The following is a 19,294-nucleotide window of genomic DNA, read 5'->3' on the forward strand; positions in this document are numbered from 1 at the left end:
GCCATCGCGAGGTCGGCGCAACCGGCCGCGTAGACCTCTTTGGAGTTCTCGGCCCACCATGACGTGCCGTCCCCGCGGCCGGTGGCCGCCTCCTTGCGGGCGTTCCAGGATTTGCGAAGCCCGTAGGCCGACCAGTTCACATACGGGGTCAGATCGGCCTCGGCCAGGCCGTAGGTCCGCTCGGCCTCCCGCTGGTCCAGGTTCGCCCGCACCACCCCGAGCATGTGGTTGAACGCGAACCGCTTCCCACCGCAGTGGGAGCCGAACGCCTCGGCCTGCACCGGGGTCGGGTCGAGCGCGTACCGGTAGGCCTTGATGACTTTCACGACGCGGACTCCGAAGCGGCTTTCATGGCGGCCCGGGCGCGGCGCTGGGCCGACCGGCGGCCGTACAGGCGCGCGCACATCCAGATCAACACCTCGGTCATCTCCGGCACCAAGTCGTCCTCGACCTCGGCCTCATCCAGCACGACAATGGAACGGCCTTGCGCTGCAAGCGCGGCCTCCACCTGCTCGAACCCGAACCTGGCCAGCCGGTCCCGGTGCTCGACCACGATCGTCGACACCGAAGCGTCGGCCAGCAGCCGCCGCAGCTCGACCAGGTTCCCCTCCAAGCCCGAACCGGTCTCGCACACCGTCCGGCCCAGCCCGATCCCGCGCCGCGAGCAGGACAGGGCCACGCGCCCGGCCTGCCGCTCCAGATCGTCCTTCTGGTCGGCGCTGGAGACTCGGCAGTAGGCCACGGCATCGCCGTCGTCCTCGGCCTGCGGTTCGATCAGGATCGTGCCTGTGGGCAGTTGCCGCGCCGGAGCCGGGAGCGTGCCGGAGTGGAACCAGTTCAGGGCGGTCCGGTACGACACGCCCTGCTTCGCGGCCCACTCCTTCAACCTCATGGGCACCATCTTACACTGATTGCATCAGAACAACACAATCGGAGGGACAGCTAACTACCCCCGCGATCGACCGGGCCCGCCGCTTCGGCCCTATATCCTATAGGATCTTGTATTCGGCGTAGTCGAAGTCGGCGAAGCCGCCCTCGCCCGCCAGATCCTGCACCCACAGCCCCGCGAAGGCGCCCGTGAAGCCCCCGATGTAGGAATGCTCGCCGGCCACGCGCGAGGCGTACTCGTCGGAGAGGATCGTCGCGTCGCGTTCGGCCTCCAGTTCGGTCCACTCCTCCTCGCGGTAGGCGAAGCGCAGCACCGGGCCGTCGAAGGCGATGCGGAGGTCGAGCCTCGGGCCCACCTCGGCGACCGGAAGATGATCGCGCCGCCCGCCGTCCGAGGTGACCAGGGTCAGCCGCCGGCTGCCGTCGTCCAGGGCGACCTGGAGGAAGTGCCAGTTGTGGCTGTTGTAGTAGGCGACCACCCCGGCGACCTGGTGCTCGGTGGCCGGGTCGAACTCCATGCCCGCCTCGAACACGCCGCGCCGGGCGGTGACGCGCTGGGCGACCAGGCTCGGGGCGCGGCGGGCGAAGGCCGACTGTCCGCCGGTGATCCGCAGGTGCGAGGGGCGCGCCTCCAAGCTCAGCCACCCCGGGTCCGGGTGGCGGCGCAGGGTGCTCCAGCGCGGGTCGAGTCCGGCGGCCTCGAAGTCGTCGCGGGCCGGGACCTCGGGCCACGGGTGGGGCGGCAGGTCCGGTGCCGGGACCTCGACGGCAGGCTCGGCCCCGGCGACGCGCGGCCACCCGTCGGCCCAATGCACCGGGGCGATCGCGGTCTCACGCCCCAGGACGCAGCGGTCGGTCTTGTCGCGCTCGCGGACGGGCAGGTCGGGGGTCCGGTTGTAGGGGCGCCCGGTCAGGTAGGGCAGGTACCACTCCCCCGCCGGGGTCTCGACCAGGCTGCCGTGTCCGGCCTTCTGCAGCTCGGCGTAGGGCTTGTCCCGGGAGGTGATGAGCGGACCGTTCGGATCGAACCCGTAGGGGCCGGTCAGGTCGCGCGAGCGCGCGACGATCGCGCCGTGGCCGTAGCCGGTGCCGCCCTCGGCCACCAGCAGGTAGTACCAGCCGTCCCTGCGGTACAGGTGCGGCCCTTCGGTGATGCCCGCCGGGGAGTCGGCCAGGATCCGGTGCGGCTCGCCGGCGGGCGCGCCGTCCTCGAGCCGCTGGATCTCGATGCCGGAGAACGCCTTCCCCGGTTTGGACACCGCGATCATGTTGAGCAGCCAGGTGGAGCCGTCGTCATCGTGGAACAGGGCCGCGTCGAAGCCCCTCCCGGGCAGCCGGATCGGGTCGGACCAGGGCCCTTCGACGTCTTCGGCGGTGATGAGGTAGTTCGCGCAGTCCTTGGAGCCGAACGCGAAGCTGTCCATGACGCTGTAGACCAGGTGGAAGCGACCGTTCGCATGGGTCAGGTCGGGGGCCCACACGCCGCCGGAGTCGGGCACGCCGGTGAGGTCGAGCAGCCGCGGCGAGTCGGCGATGCCGCCGAGGGGCCGCCAGTGCCGCAGGTCGCGGGAGTGGTGCAGCCGGACGCCCGGGCACCATTCGAACGTCGAGGTCGCCAGGTAGTAGTCCTCGCCGACGCGCACGATCGAGGGGTCGGGGTGGAAGCCGGGCAGGATGGGGTTGCGGATGCGCTGCTCGCTCACGGTCGATTCCTTCCAGTGCTCTCGGATGCGCCCTCGGCGTCCTTCAATCCCGGTCGAGGCCGTCGACGAACCGACCGTAGTCGCCGAAGGCCCGTTCGATCGCGGCGGAGTCGAGACCGTAGCGGCCGAGGTCGTAGACGTGCCCCTTGCCGCCGCCGGCGCGGACTTGGGCGCGTTCCAGATTGAGGCGTTCGGCGGTGCCCCAGCGGGCCCCGAGGCGTTCGAACAGTTCGGGGAAGCGCCGCTCGGGCTCGCCGGTCAAGTGCCGGTAGGAGACGTCGACGACGGCCCCGTCGGGGAGGTCGCGGCGGGCGTCGCGGGCCCGGTCGACGCCGGTGGCGAGCATCTCGAGCCAGGTGCTGCCGATCCGGTGCAGGTCGGGGCGGGCGACGTGGACGGACATGGTGGTCTCGGCCAGGGAGCACATGGAGCCCATGACGGTGGCCGGGTCGCGGTGGGTCCACACGATCTGCGCGTCGGGGAACACCTTCAGCAGCGTCCGGAGGTTCCACAGGTGCGCCGGGGATTTGAGGACCCAGCGGCGGCGTTCGCGTCCGTGCTGGAGCACCTGGAGGGCCTGCTTGAGGTACCGGTAGTCGCCGATGGGGTCGCGGTCGAGCATCCACCGCTCGTAGCGGGGCATGTGGGCGCGGACGACGTAGATGAGCCCGTGCGGGAGTACGAAGACGCACTCTTCGGGCTTGTCGGCGCCGAGCTTGTGGATGTGCGGCATCATCGGAGAGGCCTTGACGCTGCCGAGGGCGACCTTCTCGGTCCGCTTGACGTATTCGGCGCGGGTGGCCGCGGGGATGTCGCCGAGGTCGCAGTGCATCAGCTCCCACATCAGCGGGGCCCGGTGGTCGGCGGACTGGGCCAGGACGTGGTGGGCGAGGGTGGTGCCGGTGCGGGGCATGCCGACCACGACGATGGGCCGCTCGACCTGCTCGTCGGCGATCTCGGGGTGCCGGGCGTGGAGCCTGCGGATGCGGAAGCGGTTCTCCAGCCGGCCGGCGATGTCGTCTACGGTGCCCTTCCAGCCGGCGGGGGTGAGTCCTTCGACCTCGGCGAAGCTGGCGAGCACGAAGCGCATCTGGTCGATGAACTCCTCGTCGCCCGAGGCGGTGCCGTCGGTCCTGCGTTCGGCGTCGCGGACGGCGCGGTCGATGATCCGGTCCACCTTGTGCCGTCTGTTCGCGATCGTCGGGGCGAGCACGACGTTGATCGCCTTGAGCCACGGGGCAACTCGGCGCATGCGACCCTCTCCTCTTGGCGCGGTTCAAATATGAAACAAGCCTACATGCAGACGGGGCGCCGCTCCAGGGCCGCGACCGGGGCCCGGGGTCCGCATCCGGTTACCGCGCAGCGGGTCCGGTGCGGCCTACTGCACCTCGAACCGGGCCGGATCCTCCGGATCGCCTTCGATGGGCATCGCGGCGGCCAGTTGCGGTGCCAGCTCGGCGGCGAAGCTGGACGACAGGTGGTTGTCGTCGCGGTAGACCAGGAGGTTGCCGACGACCACCGGGCACTTGCCCTCGTCGACGTCGCAGGTCCACGGGATCGGATCGATCACGGTCGCCTCGGTCTCGGCGACGGCCTCCATCGCGGCCTCGCGCCGCTCGGGGTGGACGATCGCGTCGTCGAGGTCGTTGACGCACTCGGTGGCCTCGTCGGGGTGCTCGGACAGGCAGTCGGGGACGTTGCCGACGCCCCAAGCGGTGTCGGCGAGGACGTAGACGCCGCCGGCCGCGCCGGTGAGGCGCTCGGCGGTCTCCGCCCAGCCGTCGACCCACGCCCAGTCGGGGTCGTCGCCGAGCACGTCCTTGTTGTCGGAGGTGGAGGCGACCACCAGCTCGGGTTCCAGGTCCTCGATCTCGGCGAGGGCCTTCTCGCGCCACTCGGTGCACTCGGTGTACTCGCGTTCGAGCTTGCTGTTGAGCTCGTCGACCACCGGTACGCTGCAACCGGCCTTGGTCAGCACCAGCAGCTCGTAGCCGGAGGCCTGGGCGAGCTGGTTGAGCGGGGGGAACCATTGGGCGGCGTGGGAGTCGCCGAACAGGACCGCCGTCCTGCCGCCCTCGGGGTCGCCGAACCAGCAGTCCTCGCCCAGGTCGGTCTCCTTCTGCTTGACCAGGCAGCCGTTGTCGTACGACTGGGGCTTGTCCTCGCGGGCGTCGTCAAGGGAGGGCCGCAGGTTGGCCGGGACGGCCTCGACCTCGGAGGAGTCCTCCAGCAGTTGCCACACGGTGGCGTCGTTGCCGGTGACCTCCTCGGCGGTGGCGCCGTCCTCCTGCTGGGCCGGCTGGGTGACGGCGACGAACGAGGCCGCCAGCGCGCAGGTCATGAGCGCCCCTCCCATGGCCAGGGCCCGGGAGGGCACCTTGATCAGGGGCTTGCGGGAACGGATCGGATGCTCGATGAAGTGGAACATGAGCACGCTGAGCGCGAACGCCAGGCCCATCATGGGGATGAGGAACCGCAGCCGGGGCTCGGCGCCGAGGGCGGCGGGCGCGATCATGACGACCGGCCAGTGCCAGAGGTACAGTCCATAGGAGATCTTGCCGACGTACTGGGCCGGGGCGATGGCGAGCAGGGTCTCGGCACCGCCGCGGTGGGGGGCGCAGCCGGCGGCGACGACGAGCGCGGCCCCGGCCACCGGCAGGGCGGCGGCGTAGCCGGGGAAGACGGTGTCGTCGTCCAGTGCGAGGACGGCGGCGGCAATCATGGCCAGGCCGGCCCAGGAGGCGGCCGCGGCCACCGGTCCCGGCAGTCTCCGGAGCCTGGCGGCGGCGACGGCGACGAGGGCGCCGGAGGCCAGTTCCCAAGCGCGGGTGTGGATACCGAAGTAGGACCAGACGGGGTCGGCTGCGGTTCCGGTGGCGCTGAGGTAGAACGAGCCGGCCGCGGCGGCGGTGAGCAGGACGGTCACGACCGCCATGCGGCGGCGCCGGGTCCATCGGGCGGTCAGCAGCGCGACCGCGAGCAGGAGCAGCGGCCAGGCCAGGTAGAACTGCTCTTCGACCGCGAGCGACCAGAAGTGCTGCAGCGGCGAGGGCTCGGTGTCGGCGTTGAGGTAGTCGGTGCCCTCCGACGCGAGCCGGAAGTTGACGACGTTCAGCGCCGCCGCGGCGGTGTCGGCGGCGATGTCGCCGAGCCGGGTGCGCGGCAGCCAGAGCCAGGCGGCCACGAGCGTGGCCAGCAGGACGGTGGCCGCCGCCGGTAGGAGGCGGACGGCGCGGCGGGCGTAGAACTTCGTGATCGAGACCCGGCCGGTGCGGTCGATCTCGCGCAGGAGCAGGGCGGTGATGAGGAAGCCCGAGATCACGAAGAACACGTCGACGCCGACGTAACCGCCCGCCGTGAACGGGAATCCGATGTGGGCGGCGATGACGACGCCGACGGCCACGGCGCGGAGCCCTTCGATGTCGGGGCGCCAGTGCTCGGGGCGTTCGGCGGGCCGGGAGGCCCGTGCGTCGGTGGTCGGGTGGTGCTCCGTCGGTCGTTCGCTGGTCGAACGCATAGGTTTCGGTCTCCGGTCGATGTCACCGGGCAAGCCTGTTTCCAGCGGGCACGACTGGGCGGATGTGCAGGGCATCGGGGGCGGATGCCGGGGGACGGTTGGTGACCATAACACTGTCGGCCCCTTGGCATCGCCCCACACCGGGAAAGTGGCGCCGGTCTCGATCGATAACGGTTTCAAGCGATTTCGGGGTGTGTCCGGCGGCACCCCGGCGCGACTAGGGGACGCCCGGGGGCACGGCCGGGGTCTCGCGCAGCAGGCCCTCCTGGGTCGCCGAGGCGATGTGGTGCCCGTCCCGGTCGAAGAAGCGGCCCTGGGCCAGGCCGCGCCCGCCGGAGGCCGTGGGCGACTCGGCGTCGTAGAGGAACCATTCGTCGGCGCGGAACGTCCGGTGGAACCACAGAGCGTGGTCCAGGCTGGTGCCGAGGTACCCGCCGGGGCCCCACACGGCGCCGTGGCGGCTCAGGACGGTGTCCAGCAGCGTCAGGTCCGAGGCGTAGGTGAGGACGCAGACGTGGATGAGGGGGTCGTCGGGGAGCTTCCCGTCGGCCTTCATCCAGACGCTCTGCCGGGCCTCGGCGGGCCGCTGGCCGGAGCGGACGTATCCGGAGCCGCCGAGGTAGCGCACGTCGATCGGGCGCGGGATGCGGTGCCAGATACTCAGGCGCTCGGGGTCGGCCTTCAGGCGCTCGCCGAGGGTCGGGACCTGGTCGGGGTCCGGCAGGTCGGCCGGCGGGGGGTCGGCGTGGTCGAGGCCGGGCTCGCCGATGTGGAAAGAGGCCGACATGAAGAAGATCGGCTGGCCGCCCTGGAGGGCGACGGTGCGGCGCACCGAGAACGAGCGGCCGTCGCGGATGTTCTCGACCTGGTACAGGATCGGCTTGGAGGAGTCGCCGGGGCGCACGAAGTAGCCGTGGAGGGAGTGGACGCGCCGCTCGGCCGGGACGGTCCGCCCGGCGGCGACGAGCGCCTGGCCGGCCACCTGGCCGCCGAAGACGCGCTGGAGCCCGACCTCGGCGCGGGGCCCCCGGTAGAGGCCGGTGTCGATCAGTTCCAGGTCGAGGACGCCGAGGAGCGAGTCCACGGCGTCCTGACCGACGAGCACTTCGGTCACTTAGGTTCCGATCTGGTGGACTCGGACGGTGTTGGTCGAGCCGGGCGTACCGGCCGGGGTGCCGGCGACGATGACGACCAGGTCGCCGGGCACTGCCACGCCGTGCTCCTGCATGGCCTTGTCGACCAGCGAGAACATGGCGTCGGTGTGGTCGACGTGCTCGACCAGGTAGGCGTCGGTGCCCCAGCACAGGGCCATCTGGTTCCGCACGCTTTCCAGGGAGGTCAGGCCCACGATGGGCAGGTCCGGCTTGAGACGGGCCAGGCGCTTGACCGTGTCGCCGGTCTGGGTGAACGCGGCCAGGGCCTTCGCGTTGATCGAGTCGGCGACCTGGGCGGCGGCGGCCGTGATCGCACCGGGCTTGGTCCGGGGCTCGTGGTCCATGGAGGCGGAGTCGATCGGGCCGCTCTCGGTGGTCTCGACGATCTTGGCCATGGTGCGGACGGTCCCGATCGGGTATCTGCCGACCGAGGTCTCACCGGAGAGCATGACCGCGTCGGTGCCGTCGAGGACGGCGTTGGCGACGTCGGAGACCTCGGCGCGGGTCGGCCGGGCGTTCTCGATCATCGAGTCGAGCATCTGGGTGGCGACGATGGCCGGTTTGGCGTTCCAGCGGCACAGCCGGATGATCTCCTTCTGCACCAGCGGGACCTCGTCGAGCGGCATCTCCACGCCGAGGTCGCCGCGGGCGACCATCGCGCCGTCGAAGGCCAGGACGATCTCCTCGAGCCGGGAGACGGCCTCGGGCTTCTCGATCTTGGCGATGATGGGGCGCCGCACCCCGACCTCGTCCATCACCTTGTGGCCCAGGCGGGCGTCGTCGGGGTGGCGCACGAACGACATGGCGATGAGGTCGACGCCGAGGTTGAGGGCGAACTTCATGTCGGAGACGTCCTTCTCCGACAGGGCGGGCACGGAGATCGCGACGTTGGGCAGCGACAGGCCCTTGTGGTTGGAGACCGGGCCGCCCTCGACGACGAGGCATTCGACGTCGGTCTCGTCGGCGCCGAGCACCTCGAGGGCGAGCTTGCCGTCGTCGACCAGGAGCCGGTCGCCCTTGGTGACTTCGCCGGGGAGCTTCTTGTAGGTGCACGAGACGCGGTCGTGAGTGCCCTCGACCTCCTCGGAGGTGATGTGGACGCGGTCGCCAGCCTCCCACCGCTCCGAGCCGTTCGCGAAGGCGCCGAGGCGGATCTTGGGGCCCTGCATGTCGGCCAGGATCGCGACGGGCTTGCCGGCGGCGTCGGAGGCTTCGCGGACCATCTTGTACACGGCTTCGTGGTCGGCCTGGGTGCCGTGGCTGAAGTTCATTCGGGCGACGTTCATGCCGGCGTCGATCAGGCCGGCCATGCGTTCCGGAGTGGCGGTCGCGGGCCCGATGGTGCAGACGATTTTTGCTCTACGAGTCACCCTGCGAGCCTATATCGGGCGCGGATTCGCCTCCGGCGGGTCTCCGCAGATGAGAGGCGGAATTCACCGCCGCCGAATGCGGCCCGAACGCACGAAGAGAATGCGCGGAATTGAGTGCGGCGCATTGGTCGCGCCAATTCGCGGCCGCGCCGCGGCCGGCACTCGATTCCGCGTCCATTCGCGTCTATACGGCGAGCGGTTGCTCTTCGGAGGTGATCGGTTCGGGCAGCGGCACTTCGCCGCCGAGGTAGCGGTGGGCGGCGGCGGCCGCCGCCCGGCCCTCGGCGATGGCCCACACGATCAGCGAGGCGCCGCGGTGGGCGTCGCCGGCGACGAACACGCCGGGCACGTCGGTCTGCCAGTCGGGCCCGCAGTCGATGACGTCGCGCCGGCTGCGCTCGATGCCGAGCTGGCGCAGCAGGAGCTGGTCCTCGGTGCCGGAGAAGCCGATCGCCAGCAGCACCAGGTCGGCAGGGACGAGCTGCTCGGTGCCGGGCACCGGGATGATGTCCCGGCGGCCCTGGGACTTGTCGACCTTGACCTCGCTGAGCCGCATCTGGCGGACATGGCCGTGCTCGTCCCCCACGAACTCGAGCGCGGCGCTGCCGTAGTTGCGGTCGCCGCCCTCCTCGTGCGCCGGGTAGTCGCGGACGATCATCGGCCAGGTCGGCCACGGGTCGCGGTTCTCGTCGCGCTCCAGCGGCGGCATCGGGTACAGGTCGAGCTGCCGGACCGAGGCCGCGCCCTGGCGGTGGGCCACGCCGAGGCAGTCGGCGCCGGTGTCGCCGCCGCCGATGATGATCACGTGCTTGTCGCGTGCGTCGATCGGGGCGAACGGGGCCTTGCCGGCCACGACCTGGTTGGCGCCCACCAGGTGCTCCATCGCCTGGTGGATACCGGCGAGCTCGCGGCCGGCCTGGTCGGTCTCGCGGCCCTCGAGCGCGCCGACGGCCAGCACGACCGCGTCGTGCCGCTCGTTCAGGTCCTCGGCCGACAGGTCGAGTCCGACGTTGACGCCGCAGGCGAACTCGACGCCCTCGGCCTCCATCTGGGCGACCCGGCGGTCGATCTGGTGCTTCTCGAGCTTGAAGTCGGGGATGCCGTACCGCAGGAGCCCGCCGGGCGCGTCGTCGCGCTCGTAGACGGTGACCGAGTGGCCGGCGCGGGCCAACTGCTGGGCCGCGGCCAGGCCGGCCGGGCCGGAGCCGACCACGCCCACCGACTTTCCGGTGGAGCGCTCGGGCGGGCTGGGCTTGACGTTGTCGTCCTCGAAGGCCCGGTCGATGATCTCGACCTCGATGTTCTTGATCGTCACCGGATCGTCGCCGATGCCGAGCACGCACGCGGCCTCGCACGGGGCCGGGCACAGGCGGCCGGTGAACTCCGGGAAGTTGTTGGTGGCGTGGAGCTGCTCGATCGCCGCGCCCCAGCGGCCGACCCGGGACAGGTCGTTCCACTCCGGGATCCGGTTGCCCAGGGGGCAGCCGTTGTGGCAGAACGGGACGCCGCAGTCCATGCACCGCGAGGCCTGGGCGTGGATCACCGCGGGATCGTTGCGCTCGTACACCTCGCGGTTGTCGTGGATGCGCACCGGGACCGGGCGCTTCTTCTGCGTTTCGCGGTCGTGTCGGAGGAAACCGCTCGGGTCAGGCATTCTCGGCCTCCTTCTCGCCCTCGGCGGGCTCGTTGGCCGTCAACCGGCTCTGTTCTTGGCGGGCGAGCACGGCCTTGTACTCGGCGGGGATGACCTTGGTGAAACCGGACGCGGCCCGGGGCCAGTTGGCGAGCAGTTCGGCGGCCACGGCCGAGCCGGTGGCGCGGCCGTGCCGCAGCAGCAGGCTGTGGACCAGGTCGATGTCGGCCGCGCCGAGCTCGTCGAGGTCGACCAGCGTGGTGTTGGTGCGGCCCTCGTCGAGCCGCCAGACGTAGGCGACGCCGCCGGACATGCCCGCGGCGAAGTTGCGCCCGGTGGGACCGAGGACCAGCGCGGTCCCGCCGGTCATGTACTCGCAGCCGTGGTCGCCGACGCCCTCGACGACGGCGATGGCGCCGGAGTTGCGGACGCCGAAGCGCTCGCCGACCTTGCCGCGGATGTAGACCTCGCCGCTGGTGGCCCCGTAAAGGATGGTGTTGCCGGCGATGACGTTGTCCTCGGCCTTGAACGGCGCCCCGGCGTCGGGCAGGACCACGATCCGGCCGCCCGACAGGCCCTTGGCGAGGTAGTCGTTGGCGTCGCCGACGAGCTTGAAGTTCGCGCCGCGGGTGAGGAACGCGCCGAACGACTGGCCGGCGGTGCCGCGGAAGGTCACGTCGATCGACCCGTCGGGCAGGCCCTCGCGGTGGGTGCGGCTGACCTCGGCCCCCAGCAGCGCCCCGACCGAGCGGTCGGTGTTGCGGATGTCGAGCTCGGCCGAGACGGTCCGGCCCTCGTCGACGGCGGGCCTGGCGATCTCCACCAGTTCGGCGCCGAGGGTCTGGTCGATGCCGTGGTCCTGGAGGCGGACGCGGGAGCGCGTGCCCTCGGGCGGGTCGGCGATCACGTTCGACAGGTCGATGCGGGCGGCCTTGCGGGACTCGGCCGGGGCCTGCCGCAGCCGCTCGACGCGGCCGACGGCCTCGTCGAGGCTGCGGTAGCCCAGCCGGGCCAGCAGCTCGCGGACCTCTTCGGCGATGTAGAGGAAGAAGTTGACCACGTGGTCGGCCTGGCCGTTGTAGCGGTCGCGCAGGACCGGGTCCTGGGTGGCCACGCCCACCGGGCAGGTGTCCAGGTGGCACACGCGCATCATCACGCAGCCGGCGACCACCAGCGGCGCGGTGGCGAAGCCGTAGCCTTCGGCGCCCAGGAGGGCGGCGACGACGACGTCGCGGCCGGTCTTCATCGCGCCGTCCACCTCGAGCTTGACGCGGTCGCGGAGGCCGTTGCCGATGAGGGTCTGCTGGGCCTCGGCCAGTCCGATCTCCCAGGGCGTGCCGGCGTGCTTGACCGAGTTGGCCGGGGCCGCGCCGGTGCCGCCGTCGTGGCCGGAGATGAGGATGTTGTCGGCCTTGGCCTTGGAGACGCCGGCGGCGACGGTGCCGACCCCGACCTCGCTGACCAGCTTCACGTGGACCTCGGCGTCGCCGCCGCCGGCGTGCTTGAGGTCGTGGATGAGCTGGGCCAGGTCTTCGATCGAGTAGATGTCGTGGTGGGGCGGCGGGCTGATCAGGCCCACACCCGGGGTCGCGTTGCGGGTCTTGGCGATCCACGGGTGGACCTTCTTGCCCGGCAACTGGCCGCCCTCGCCGGGCTTGGCGCCCTGGGCCATCTTGATCTGGATGGCGTCGGCGGTGGCCAGGTATTCGCTGGTGACGCCGAAGCGGCCGGAGGCGACCTGCTTGATGGCGCTGCGGCGCTCAGGGTCGTAGAGGCGGTCGACGTCCTCGCCGCCCTCGCCGGAGTTGGAGCGGCCGCCGAGGCGGTTCATCGCGATCGCGAGGGTCTCGTGCGCCTCCTGGGAGAGCGCGCCGTAGCTCATCGCGCCGGTGTGGAACCGCTTGACGATGTTCTCGGCCGGCTCGACCTCCTCGATCGGGACCGGCTCCCGCGAGCCGGTCTCGAACTCGAGCAGACCGCGCAGCAGGCCGGAGTCGGAGGCCAGGTCGTTGACCTTGTCGGTGTAGCGCTTGAACACCTCGTACTGGCCGGCGCGGGCGGCGTGCTGGAGCAGGAACACCGTCTCGGGGTTGAACAGGTGGACCTCGCCTTCGCGGCGCCACTGGTAGTCGCCGCCGGGCGGCAGCGGCTGGTCGGGGTCGACCGTCTGCTCGTAGGCGCGTCGGTGGCGCTCGGCCACCTCCTTGCTGAGCGTCTGCAGGCCGATGCCGCCGATGCGGGAGTCGGTGCCCTTGAAGTAGCGGCCGACGAAGCCCTCGTCGAGGCCCACGGCCTCGAAGACCTGCGCGCCGGTGTAGGAGGCGACCGTGGAGATGCCCATCTTGGACATGACCTTGAGGATGCCCTTGCACATGCCGTCGATGTAGTTCTCGACCGCCTGGGCCGGCTCGAGGTCGACCACGCCGACGTCGCACATCTCCTCGACCGAGTCGAAGGCCAGGTAGGGGTTGATGGCGGCGGCGCCGTAGCCGAGCAGCACCGAGGCGTGGTGGACGGTGCGGCAGTCGCCGGTCTCGACGATGAGCGCGACCTTGGTGCGGGTCTGCTCGCGCACCAGGTGCTGGTGTACCGCGGCGGTCAGCAGCAGCGACGGGATCGGCGCGAGGTCGGCGGTGGTGTCGCGGTCGGACAGCACCAGGATGCGCACGCCGTCCTCGATGGCCTCGGAGACGTGGCGGCAGATCTCGACCAGGCGGTCCTTCAGGCCCTTGGAGCCGTGGCGGGCCTTGTACAGGCCGGAGACGCGCACGGCGCGGAATCCGGGCATGTCGCCGTCGTCGTCGATGTGCAGGATCTTGGCGAGCTCGTCGTTGCTCAGGATCGGGCGGGACAGCTCGATCTGGCGGCACGAGTGCGGGCCGGGCTCGAGGATGTTGCCCTCGGGGCCGATCATGTTACCCAGGGCCGTGACCAGGCGCTCCCGGATCCCGTCGAGCGGCGGGTTGGTGACCTGCGCGAACAACTGGGTGAAGTAGTCGTAGAGCAGCTTGGGGCGCTTGGACAGGCCGGCGACGGGCGTGTCCGATCCCATGGACACGACCGGTTCGGCGCCGGAGGAGGCCATGGGCGCCAGGATCATGCGCAGTTCCTCGTCGGTGTAGCCGAAGGTCATCTGGCGGCGGCGCACGATCTCGGAGTTGTAGACCACGTGCTCGCGGTCGGGCAGCTCCTCGAGGTGGATGAGTCCGGCGTGGAGCCAGTCGCCGTAGGCGTGCTCCTTGGCCAGGGCGTCCTTGACCTCCTCGTCGTCGACGATGCGGCCCTCGGCGGTGTCGACCAGGAACATGCGGCCGGGCTGGAGGCGGCCCTTCTCGGCGACCTCGCTGGGGTCGAAGTCGACCACGCCGGCCTCGGAGGCGAGGACGACGACGTCGTCGGTGGTGCGCCACCAGCGGGCCGGGCGCAGGCCGTTGCGGTCGAGGACGGCGCCGATCTGGTCGCCGTCGGTGAAACAGACCGCCGCCGGGCCGTCCCAGGGCTCCATGATGGCGGCGTGGTAGCGGTAGAAATCGCGCCGCTTGGGGTCCATGGTCGCGTTGTGCTCCCAGGCCTCCGGCATCATCATCAGCATCGCGTGCGGCAGGCTGCGCCCGCCGAGGTGGAGCAGCTCGACGACCTCGTCGAAGTGCATCGAGTCTGAGGCGCCGGGCGTGTTGATCGGGAACAGGCGGCGCAGGCGGTCCGGCAGGTGCTCGCTGGCCAGCTCGGCCTGGCGGGCGGTCATCCAGTTCCGGTTGCCGCGGATGGTGTTGATCTCGCCGTTGTGCGCCACCATCCGGTACGGGTGGGCCAGCGGCCAGGCCGGGAAGGTGTTGGTGGAGAACCGCGAGTGGACCAGCGCCAGGACGCTGGCCATGCGCCCGTCGCGCAGGTCCGGGTAGAACTGCGGTACCTGCGCGGGGGTGAGCATGCCCTTGTAGACGATGGTGCGGGCCGAGAGGGTGACGATCGCGGTGTGGTCGAGCCGCCGCTCGCGCATCTCGCGCTCGGACTGCTTGCGGACGGCGTAGGTGAGCCGGTCGAGCTCGATGCCGGCGGCGGACTCGTCTTCGGCGGCCACGAAGACCTGGCTGACGCGCGGCATGGTGTCCAGGGCGGCCTCGCCGAGCCCGGTGGGGTCGACCGGCACGTCGCGCCAACCGAGGACGCGGCAGCCTTCGGCGATGGCGTACTTCTCGATGATGTCGCGGGCGAGCGCGGTGGTCTCCTCGTCTTCGGGCGTGAAGACCAGGCCGGCGGCGTAGCGGCCGGCCTCGGGCAGGCGGAAGTCCACTACCTCGCGCAGGAAGGCGTCGGGGATCTGCATGAGGATGCCGGCGCCGTCGCCGGAGTCGGGATCCGGGGCGGTGGCGCCGCGGTGCTCCATGCGCACCAGCGCGGACAGCCCGCGCTCGATGACGCTGTGGTCGACCCGACCTTGGAGATCCGCGACGAAGGCGACGCCGCAGGCGTCGTGCTCCCATTCGGGGCGGTAAAGACCGGGACCGGTGCTCAAGGCAGAACTCAACCGTGGCCTCCTTCGTCGTCGAGGGCTCCAGCAGAGGTGGGGGCGCTGGAACACGGCGGTGTTTCATACGGGACGACGTCGGCCCGAAAGATGCAAAGTGTCTGACGAGTGTAATCCATGGCTCATCTGCCGGACACCCTCGTCCTACGATCCGAGCAGTCGGCGGCATTTCCCGGGCTCGGGCCCTGGTTGCGGGCACTCACCTCGTAACGGCGCTGTTACCGGTGATGTTCAGGGGAACGGCGTACGACCGCGTCGCGCCGGGTGGTTAGAGTGTTCGGATCGCACGGCCCCTGTTTTCCGGGATCGAGACACCCCCCATGGCGAAGCGTGCGAGCCATAGGTCGTTCCCGCAAGAGTACGTGTTCAAGGAGCATTGCACCAATGAGCTTTCCCCCACCCGGCGCCCACCCCCCGCCGGCCGGCCAGGGCGGACACCAACCGGGATACCCGCAGCAGCCGGGATACGGGCCGCCTCCCCCGCAGCAGCCCGGTTACGGGCAACCGCCCCAGCAGCCCCAGCAACCGCCTCCGGGCTACGCGGCGCCGCAGCAGCCCGGTTACGGAGGCCCCGGGGCGCCCCCGCCGGCCCCGCCGTCCACCGGAGGCGGCGGCATGGCCGGCAAGATCCTCGGCGTCCTCGGTTCGGTGGTCGTGCTCGGGGCCGTCGCCGCCTTCGCCATCCTCAACAACGACGATGACGGCGGTGGCGCCGGTGACGATGGCGACGGCACCGAGAACACGCTTTCGAACGACGAGGTCGAGGCGGCCGAGCAGGCCGAGGTCGGCGACTGCATGTCGAAGGAGTACGGCAGCGCCGTCGGCGAGGACTTCATCGTCGACTGCTCCGACGCGACCGCGTTCTGGGAGATCACCACGGTCGACAACGACGCCGAGATCACGATCTCCGGCGCCGACGTGGCCGACTACCAGGACGCCTTCGACCAGTGCGGCGAGTCGGTCGGCGCCCGGATCCCCGGGCAGGGCTGGACCGACTACAACTTCGTCTACGACCAGGAGACGGGGATCACCGACCAGTTCTTCTGCATGGAGGCGGTGCAGGAGCCCGACGAGCTCGGGCAACTGCCGCAGACGCCCGGGGCCGGGGACTGCTTCAGCGACACCGCCGACGACTGGTACACCCTGGACTGCGCCGACGGTTCGGCGACCCACCGGGTCGCCGACGCCGTCCCGGTCGACCCACCGGCCGAGATGACGCAGGATGAGATCGATGCCCTGTCGGCGGAGTGCTCCGGCGGCGAATACTACTGGGGCGCCGCCGACTTCATGGGTCGCACCGGCGGCGTGATCTGCGCCGATCCACTCTGACCGAGTCCGACCCCGGGGCCGCCGGGCAGCGCCGGCGGTCCCCGTTCTCGACCGAGGCGCGCAGTCGCACGCTCCTCATATGATGGAAGGCGGGACCACAACCCGCGCCCCTGCCCGGCGACGCAACGGAGAACCGACCATGAGCTACCCGCCCCCGAACCCCTACGATCCCAATCAGCAGCCGCCGCCCGGGTACGGACAGCCCTCGCCCCAGCAGCCGCAGCACTTCACCACCGACTCCGATCCGTACTCCCGTCCCGACCCGTACGGACAGCAGAACCCCTACTCGAACCCGCCGATGAACGTGCAGCCCGGCAGCGTGCCGCCCGGAAGCGCCATGGGCCCGCCGCCGGGGCAATTCCCGCCCCCGGGCCAGGCGTTCCAGCCCGGCCAGCCCGCGCCTCCGCCCCCGGGCGGCCGCTCTACGAACACGCCGCTGCTGGTCACGCTCGTGGTGGTGGTCGCGGCGGTCGCGGCCGGGGCCATCATCGTCGGCCTCACCCTGACCGGCGACGACGACGGCGACGACGTGGCCACCGACGACGAGACCACGGTGGAGGAGACCTCCGCCGAGGAGGAGACCACCGAGCCCTCCCCCACCCCCGAGGAGGAGACCACCGAGGCCGTCGAGTCCGAGTTCCGCCTGCCCGAAGTGGACGAATGCATCGAGAACGTCGATTCCGGGTTCTACGTCGTGCCCTGCGACCACGACGACGCCTACTGGAAGGTGCTCCACATCGAGCAGGACCCCGACGACCCGGACCCGGAGGACGAGTGGCACGCCACCGCGGCCCACGACGCCTGCCAGGGCTACGACAACACGAACTACTACTTCACCGACACCGCGGTGGCGGCCGACCGCGACTGGGACCCCGAGATCGACTCGATCACCGCGATCTACTGCGTCCGCGAGGTCAACGGTTAGCGCCCGACGACCTAGGATCGACCCATGCCGCTGAGTCCGCACGAGGTCGACCGTTTCGAGGCCTCCAGGGCCCGCCTGGAGGCCATCGCCTACCGCCTGCTCGGATCGGCGAGCGAGGCCGAGGACGCCGTGCAGGAGACGTTCCTGCGCTGGCAGGCGGCCGATCGCGAGCGCATCGAGTCGCCGGAGGCGTGGCTGACCAAGGTCCTCACCAACCTGTGCCTCAATCAGCTCACCTCGGCGCGCGCCCGGCGCGAGACCTATGTGGGCCAGTGGCTGCCGGAGCCGGTCCTCGAGGGCGACCCGATGCTCGGCCCGGCCGAGACCGCCGAGCAGCGCGAATCGGTCTCCCTGGCCGTGCTGACGCTCATGGAGCGTCTGTCCCCGGTCGAACGCGGCGTCTACGTGCTGCGGGAGGCGTTCTCGTACCCGCACGCCGAGATCGCCCGGATCCTCGACATCACCGAGGCCAACTGCCAGCAGATCTACCACCGCGCCAAGGGACACGTCGCCTCCGGCCGCACCCGCGCCGCGGTCGACCGGGCCGCCGCGCACCGGATCGTCACCGAGTTCCTGGCCGCCGCCGACAGCGGCGAGACCGAGCCGCTGGTGCGGATGCTGACCGCCGACGCGATCAGCGTCGGCGACGGCGGCGGGAGGATTCCGGCCCGGCCCAGGCCGATCGTGGGCGCGACGGCGGTCGCGAAGTTCCTGCGCGGCCTGTTCAAACCCGCCGACTCCAAGCGGGCGCTCCTGGGCGGCCCGATCGACATGTACGCCGGCATCGCCAACGGATCCCCGGCGCTCATCGGCGTCGTCGGCGGCCGCGTCGGCGCGGTCATGGAACTCGACGTCGCCGACGGCGCCGTCGCGGCCGTCCGCAGCGTCGTCAACCCCGACAAACTGGTCCGGGCCGACCGGATCTGGAACGGTGCCGAACCCGGAGAACCGCTGGTCCGGGACTGGTGACCTCCGTCATGGCCGCTGCTGTCATGAAACCGGGCGCCGCCTCGTTCAAGAGGCGAGCGAACCGGACAGGAGCAACACCATGAAACACCGCATTCTCGTCCTCGGCGCCGGATACGCCGGAGTCGGACTCGCCGGGAGCCTGGCGCGCCGACTCCACCCCGCCGAAACCGAAATCACCCTGGTCAACGCCGAACCCGACTTCGTCGAACGGATTCGCCTGCACCAGCTCGCCGTGGGCCGGGACCTGCCGCGCCGCGACCTGGCCGACGTCTTCGCGGGGACCGGCGTGCGGGTCCGGATCGCCCGCGTCACCGCCGTCGACCCCGAACGCCGGACCGTCGCCGTCCACGACGACGAAGCCGCCGACGAGCTCGCCTACGACACCCTGGTCTACGCGCTGGGCAGCACCGCCGACGACGGAGGCGTCCCCGGCGTCGGCGAGCACGCCTTCGACATCGCCGGACGTGCATCGGCACTGCGCCTGCGCGAACACCTGGCGGGACTCGGCCCGGGCTCGGACGTCCTCGTCGCCGGCGGGGGCCTGACCGGCATCGAGGCCGCCACCGAGATCGCCGAGACCCGCCCCGAGCTTGAGGTCGCGCTCGCCACCCGCGGCGAGATCGGCGACTGGCTCGCCCCGAAGGCCCGACGGCACCTCCAACGGGCCCTCGACCGGCTGGGCGTGGCCGTCCGCGAGCACACCCCGATCGAACGGGTCGAGGCCGAACGGGCCGTCGCTGCCGACGGGACGTCCCTTCCGGCCGCGGCGACCGTGTGGGCGGCCGGGTTCGCCGTCCACTCCATCGCCGCCGCCGGCGGTCTCGAGGTCGCCGACACCGGCCGGATCGTCGCCGACCGCACCCTGCGATCGGTCTCACACCCGGAGGTCTACGCCCTCGGCGACAGCGTCCACGTCATCGGCGAGAACGGACGGCCGCTGCCGATGTCCTGCGCCTCGGCCGGCTTCACCCGCATCCAGGCGGCGGACTCGATCGCGGCCCGCCTCACCGGACGCCGGGTCCCGACCGCCAAGCTGCGGTACGTCGGCAATAACATCGGCCTCGGCCGTCGGGACGCGGTCTTCCAAGTCGTCGGCTCCGACCTGCGCCCGAAGTCCTGGTGCATCCGCGGGCGGAAGGCCGTGGCCCTGAAAAACCTCGTCTACCGGGGCACCGCCTGGAACGCGACCCACCCGACCGCCGGACCGCCGCAGCGGCGGCGCCGCCTCGCCGCATCCGACCGGACCACCGCGGTGGCCGCCTAGGAGGACACTTGCCG

Annotated in this window: 13 protein-coding genes; 4 read left to right on the plus strand and 9 right to left on the minus strand. The window is 71.2% G+C overall.

Annotated elements, in window-relative coordinates; translation table 11 throughout:
• From CUT39_RS07565 to gltB, 9 genes are all read right to left on the minus strand, one after another.
• A partial coding sequence (locus tag CUT39_RS07565; protein WP_198586839.1) for a helix-turn-helix domain-containing protein occupies positions 1-326 on the minus strand: 326 nt, incomplete at its 3' end.
• On the minus strand, positions 323-892 hold the full coding sequence (locus CUT39_RS07570) for an IS607 family transposase (protein ID WP_100445432.1): 570 nt from the start codon (positions 890-892) through the stop codon (positions 323-325). The genes CUT39_RS07565 and CUT39_RS07570, both read right to left, overlap by 4 nt.
• A gap of 97 nt (positions 893-989) precedes the next feature.
• Positions 990-2,591 (minus strand): glycoside hydrolase family 43 protein, encoded by a 1,602-nt coding sequence (locus tag CUT39_RS07575; protein ID WP_198586952.1) that lies wholly within the window; start codon positions 2,589-2,591, stop codon positions 990-992.
• A gap of 43 nt (positions 2,592-2,634) precedes the next feature.
• Positions 2,635-3,843: a sulfotransferase family protein gene (locus CUT39_RS07580; protein WP_100445372.1), complete on the minus strand. Its 1,209-nt coding sequence runs from the start codon at positions 3,841-3,843 to the stop codon at positions 2,635-2,637.
• A 126-nt stretch (positions 3,844-3,969) separates the two neighbouring features.
• A complete protein-coding gene (locus tag CUT39_RS07585; RefSeq protein ID WP_198586953.1) occupies positions 3,970-6,108 on the minus strand; it encodes an acyltransferase family protein in 2,139 nt (712 codons plus the stop codon).
• Between the two features lie 217 nt (positions 6,109-6,325).
• Positions 6,326-7,213: an acyl-CoA thioesterase gene (locus tag CUT39_RS07590; protein WP_100445434.1), complete on the minus strand. Its 888-nt coding sequence runs from the start codon at positions 7,211-7,213 to the stop codon at positions 6,326-6,328.
• Between the two features lie 9 nt (positions 7,214-7,222).
• Positions 7,223-8,632, minus strand: a complete 1,410-nt coding sequence (pyk, locus tag CUT39_RS07595) for a pyruvate kinase (protein ID WP_100445374.1) — start codon at positions 8,630-8,632, stop codon at positions 7,223-7,225.
• A 184-nt stretch (positions 8,633-8,816) separates the two neighbouring features.
• Positions 8,817-10,286, minus strand: coding sequence for a glutamate synthase subunit beta (locus CUT39_RS07600; RefSeq protein WP_100445375.1), 1,470 nt, complete (start codon positions 10,284-10,286; stop codon positions 8,817-8,819).
• Positions 10,279-14,793, minus strand: coding sequence for a glutamate synthase large subunit (gene gltB / locus CUT39_RS07605; RefSeq protein WP_100445376.1), 4,515 nt, complete (start codon positions 14,791-14,793; stop codon positions 10,279-10,281). The genes CUT39_RS07600 and gltB overlap by 8 nt, the downstream gene beginning before the upstream one ends.
• Before the next feature lie 384 nt (positions 14,794-15,177).
• Here gltB and CUT39_RS20685 point away from each other — a divergent pair, with 384 nt between their 5' ends.
• The 4 genes from CUT39_RS20685 (at position 15,178) to CUT39_RS07625 (ending at position 19,280) form a co-directional block, all read left to right on the plus strand.
• Positions 15,178-16,122 (plus strand): hypothetical protein, encoded by a 945-nt coding sequence (locus CUT39_RS20685; RefSeq protein WP_100445377.1) that lies wholly within the window; start codon positions 15,178-15,180, stop codon positions 16,120-16,122.
• Positions 16,123-16,261: 139 nt separating this feature from the next.
• A complete protein-coding gene (locus CUT39_RS07615; protein WP_100445378.1) occupies positions 16,262-17,047 on the plus strand; it encodes a hypothetical protein in 786 nt (261 codons plus the stop codon).
• Positions 17,048-17,071: 24 nt separating this feature from the next.
• Entirely contained in the window at positions 17,072-18,016 is a 945-nt protein-coding gene (locus CUT39_RS07620) for an RNA polymerase sigma-70 factor (protein ID WP_100445379.1), read from the plus strand.
• Positions 18,017-18,095: 79 nt separating this feature from the next.
• Positions 18,096-19,280, plus strand: a complete 1,185-nt coding sequence (locus CUT39_RS07625; RefSeq protein ID WP_100445380.1) for an NAD(P)/FAD-dependent oxidoreductase — start codon at positions 18,096-18,098, stop codon at positions 19,278-19,280.
• Positions 19,281-19,294: the final 14 nt, after the last annotated feature.

This window comes from Glycomyces xiaoerkulensis, from assembly GCF_002798405.1.
Taxonomy (GTDB): Bacteria; Actinomycetota; Actinomycetes; order Mycobacteriales; family Micromonosporaceae; genus Glycomyces; species Glycomyces xiaoerkulensis.

Excerpts from the sequence above, each read along its gene's own strand:
- CUT39_RS07570 (WP_100445432.1), bottom strand. The coding sequence starts at position 892 with ATGAGGTTGAAGGAGTGGGCCGCGAAGCAGGGCGTGTCGTACCGGACC.
- CUT39_RS07580 (WP_100445372.1), bottom strand. The coding sequence starts at position 3,843 with ATGCGCCGAGTTGCCCCGTGGCTCAAGGCGATCAACGTCGTGCTCGCC.
- CUT39_RS07585 (WP_198586953.1), bottom strand. The coding sequence starts at position 6,108 with ATGCGTTCGACCAGCGAACGACCGACGGAGCACCACCCGACCACCGAC.
- CUT39_RS07600 (WP_100445375.1), bottom strand. The coding sequence starts at position 10,286 with ATGCCTGACCCGAGCGGTTTCCTCCGACACGACCGCGAAACGCAGAAG.
- CUT39_RS20685 (WP_100445377.1), top strand. The coding sequence starts at position 15,178 with ATGAGCTTTCCCCCACCCGGCGCCCACCCCCCGCCGGCCGGCCAGGGC.
- CUT39_RS07615 (WP_100445378.1), top strand. The coding sequence starts at position 16,262 with ATGAGCTACCCGCCCCCGAACCCCTACGATCCCAATCAGCAGCCGCCG.
- CUT39_RS07620 (WP_100445379.1), top strand. The coding sequence starts at position 17,072 with ATGCCGCTGAGTCCGCACGAGGTCGACCGTTTCGAGGCCTCCAGGGCC.
- CUT39_RS07625 (WP_100445380.1), top strand. The coding sequence starts at position 18,096 with ATGAAACACCGCATTCTCGTCCTCGGCGCCGGATACGCCGGAGTCGGA.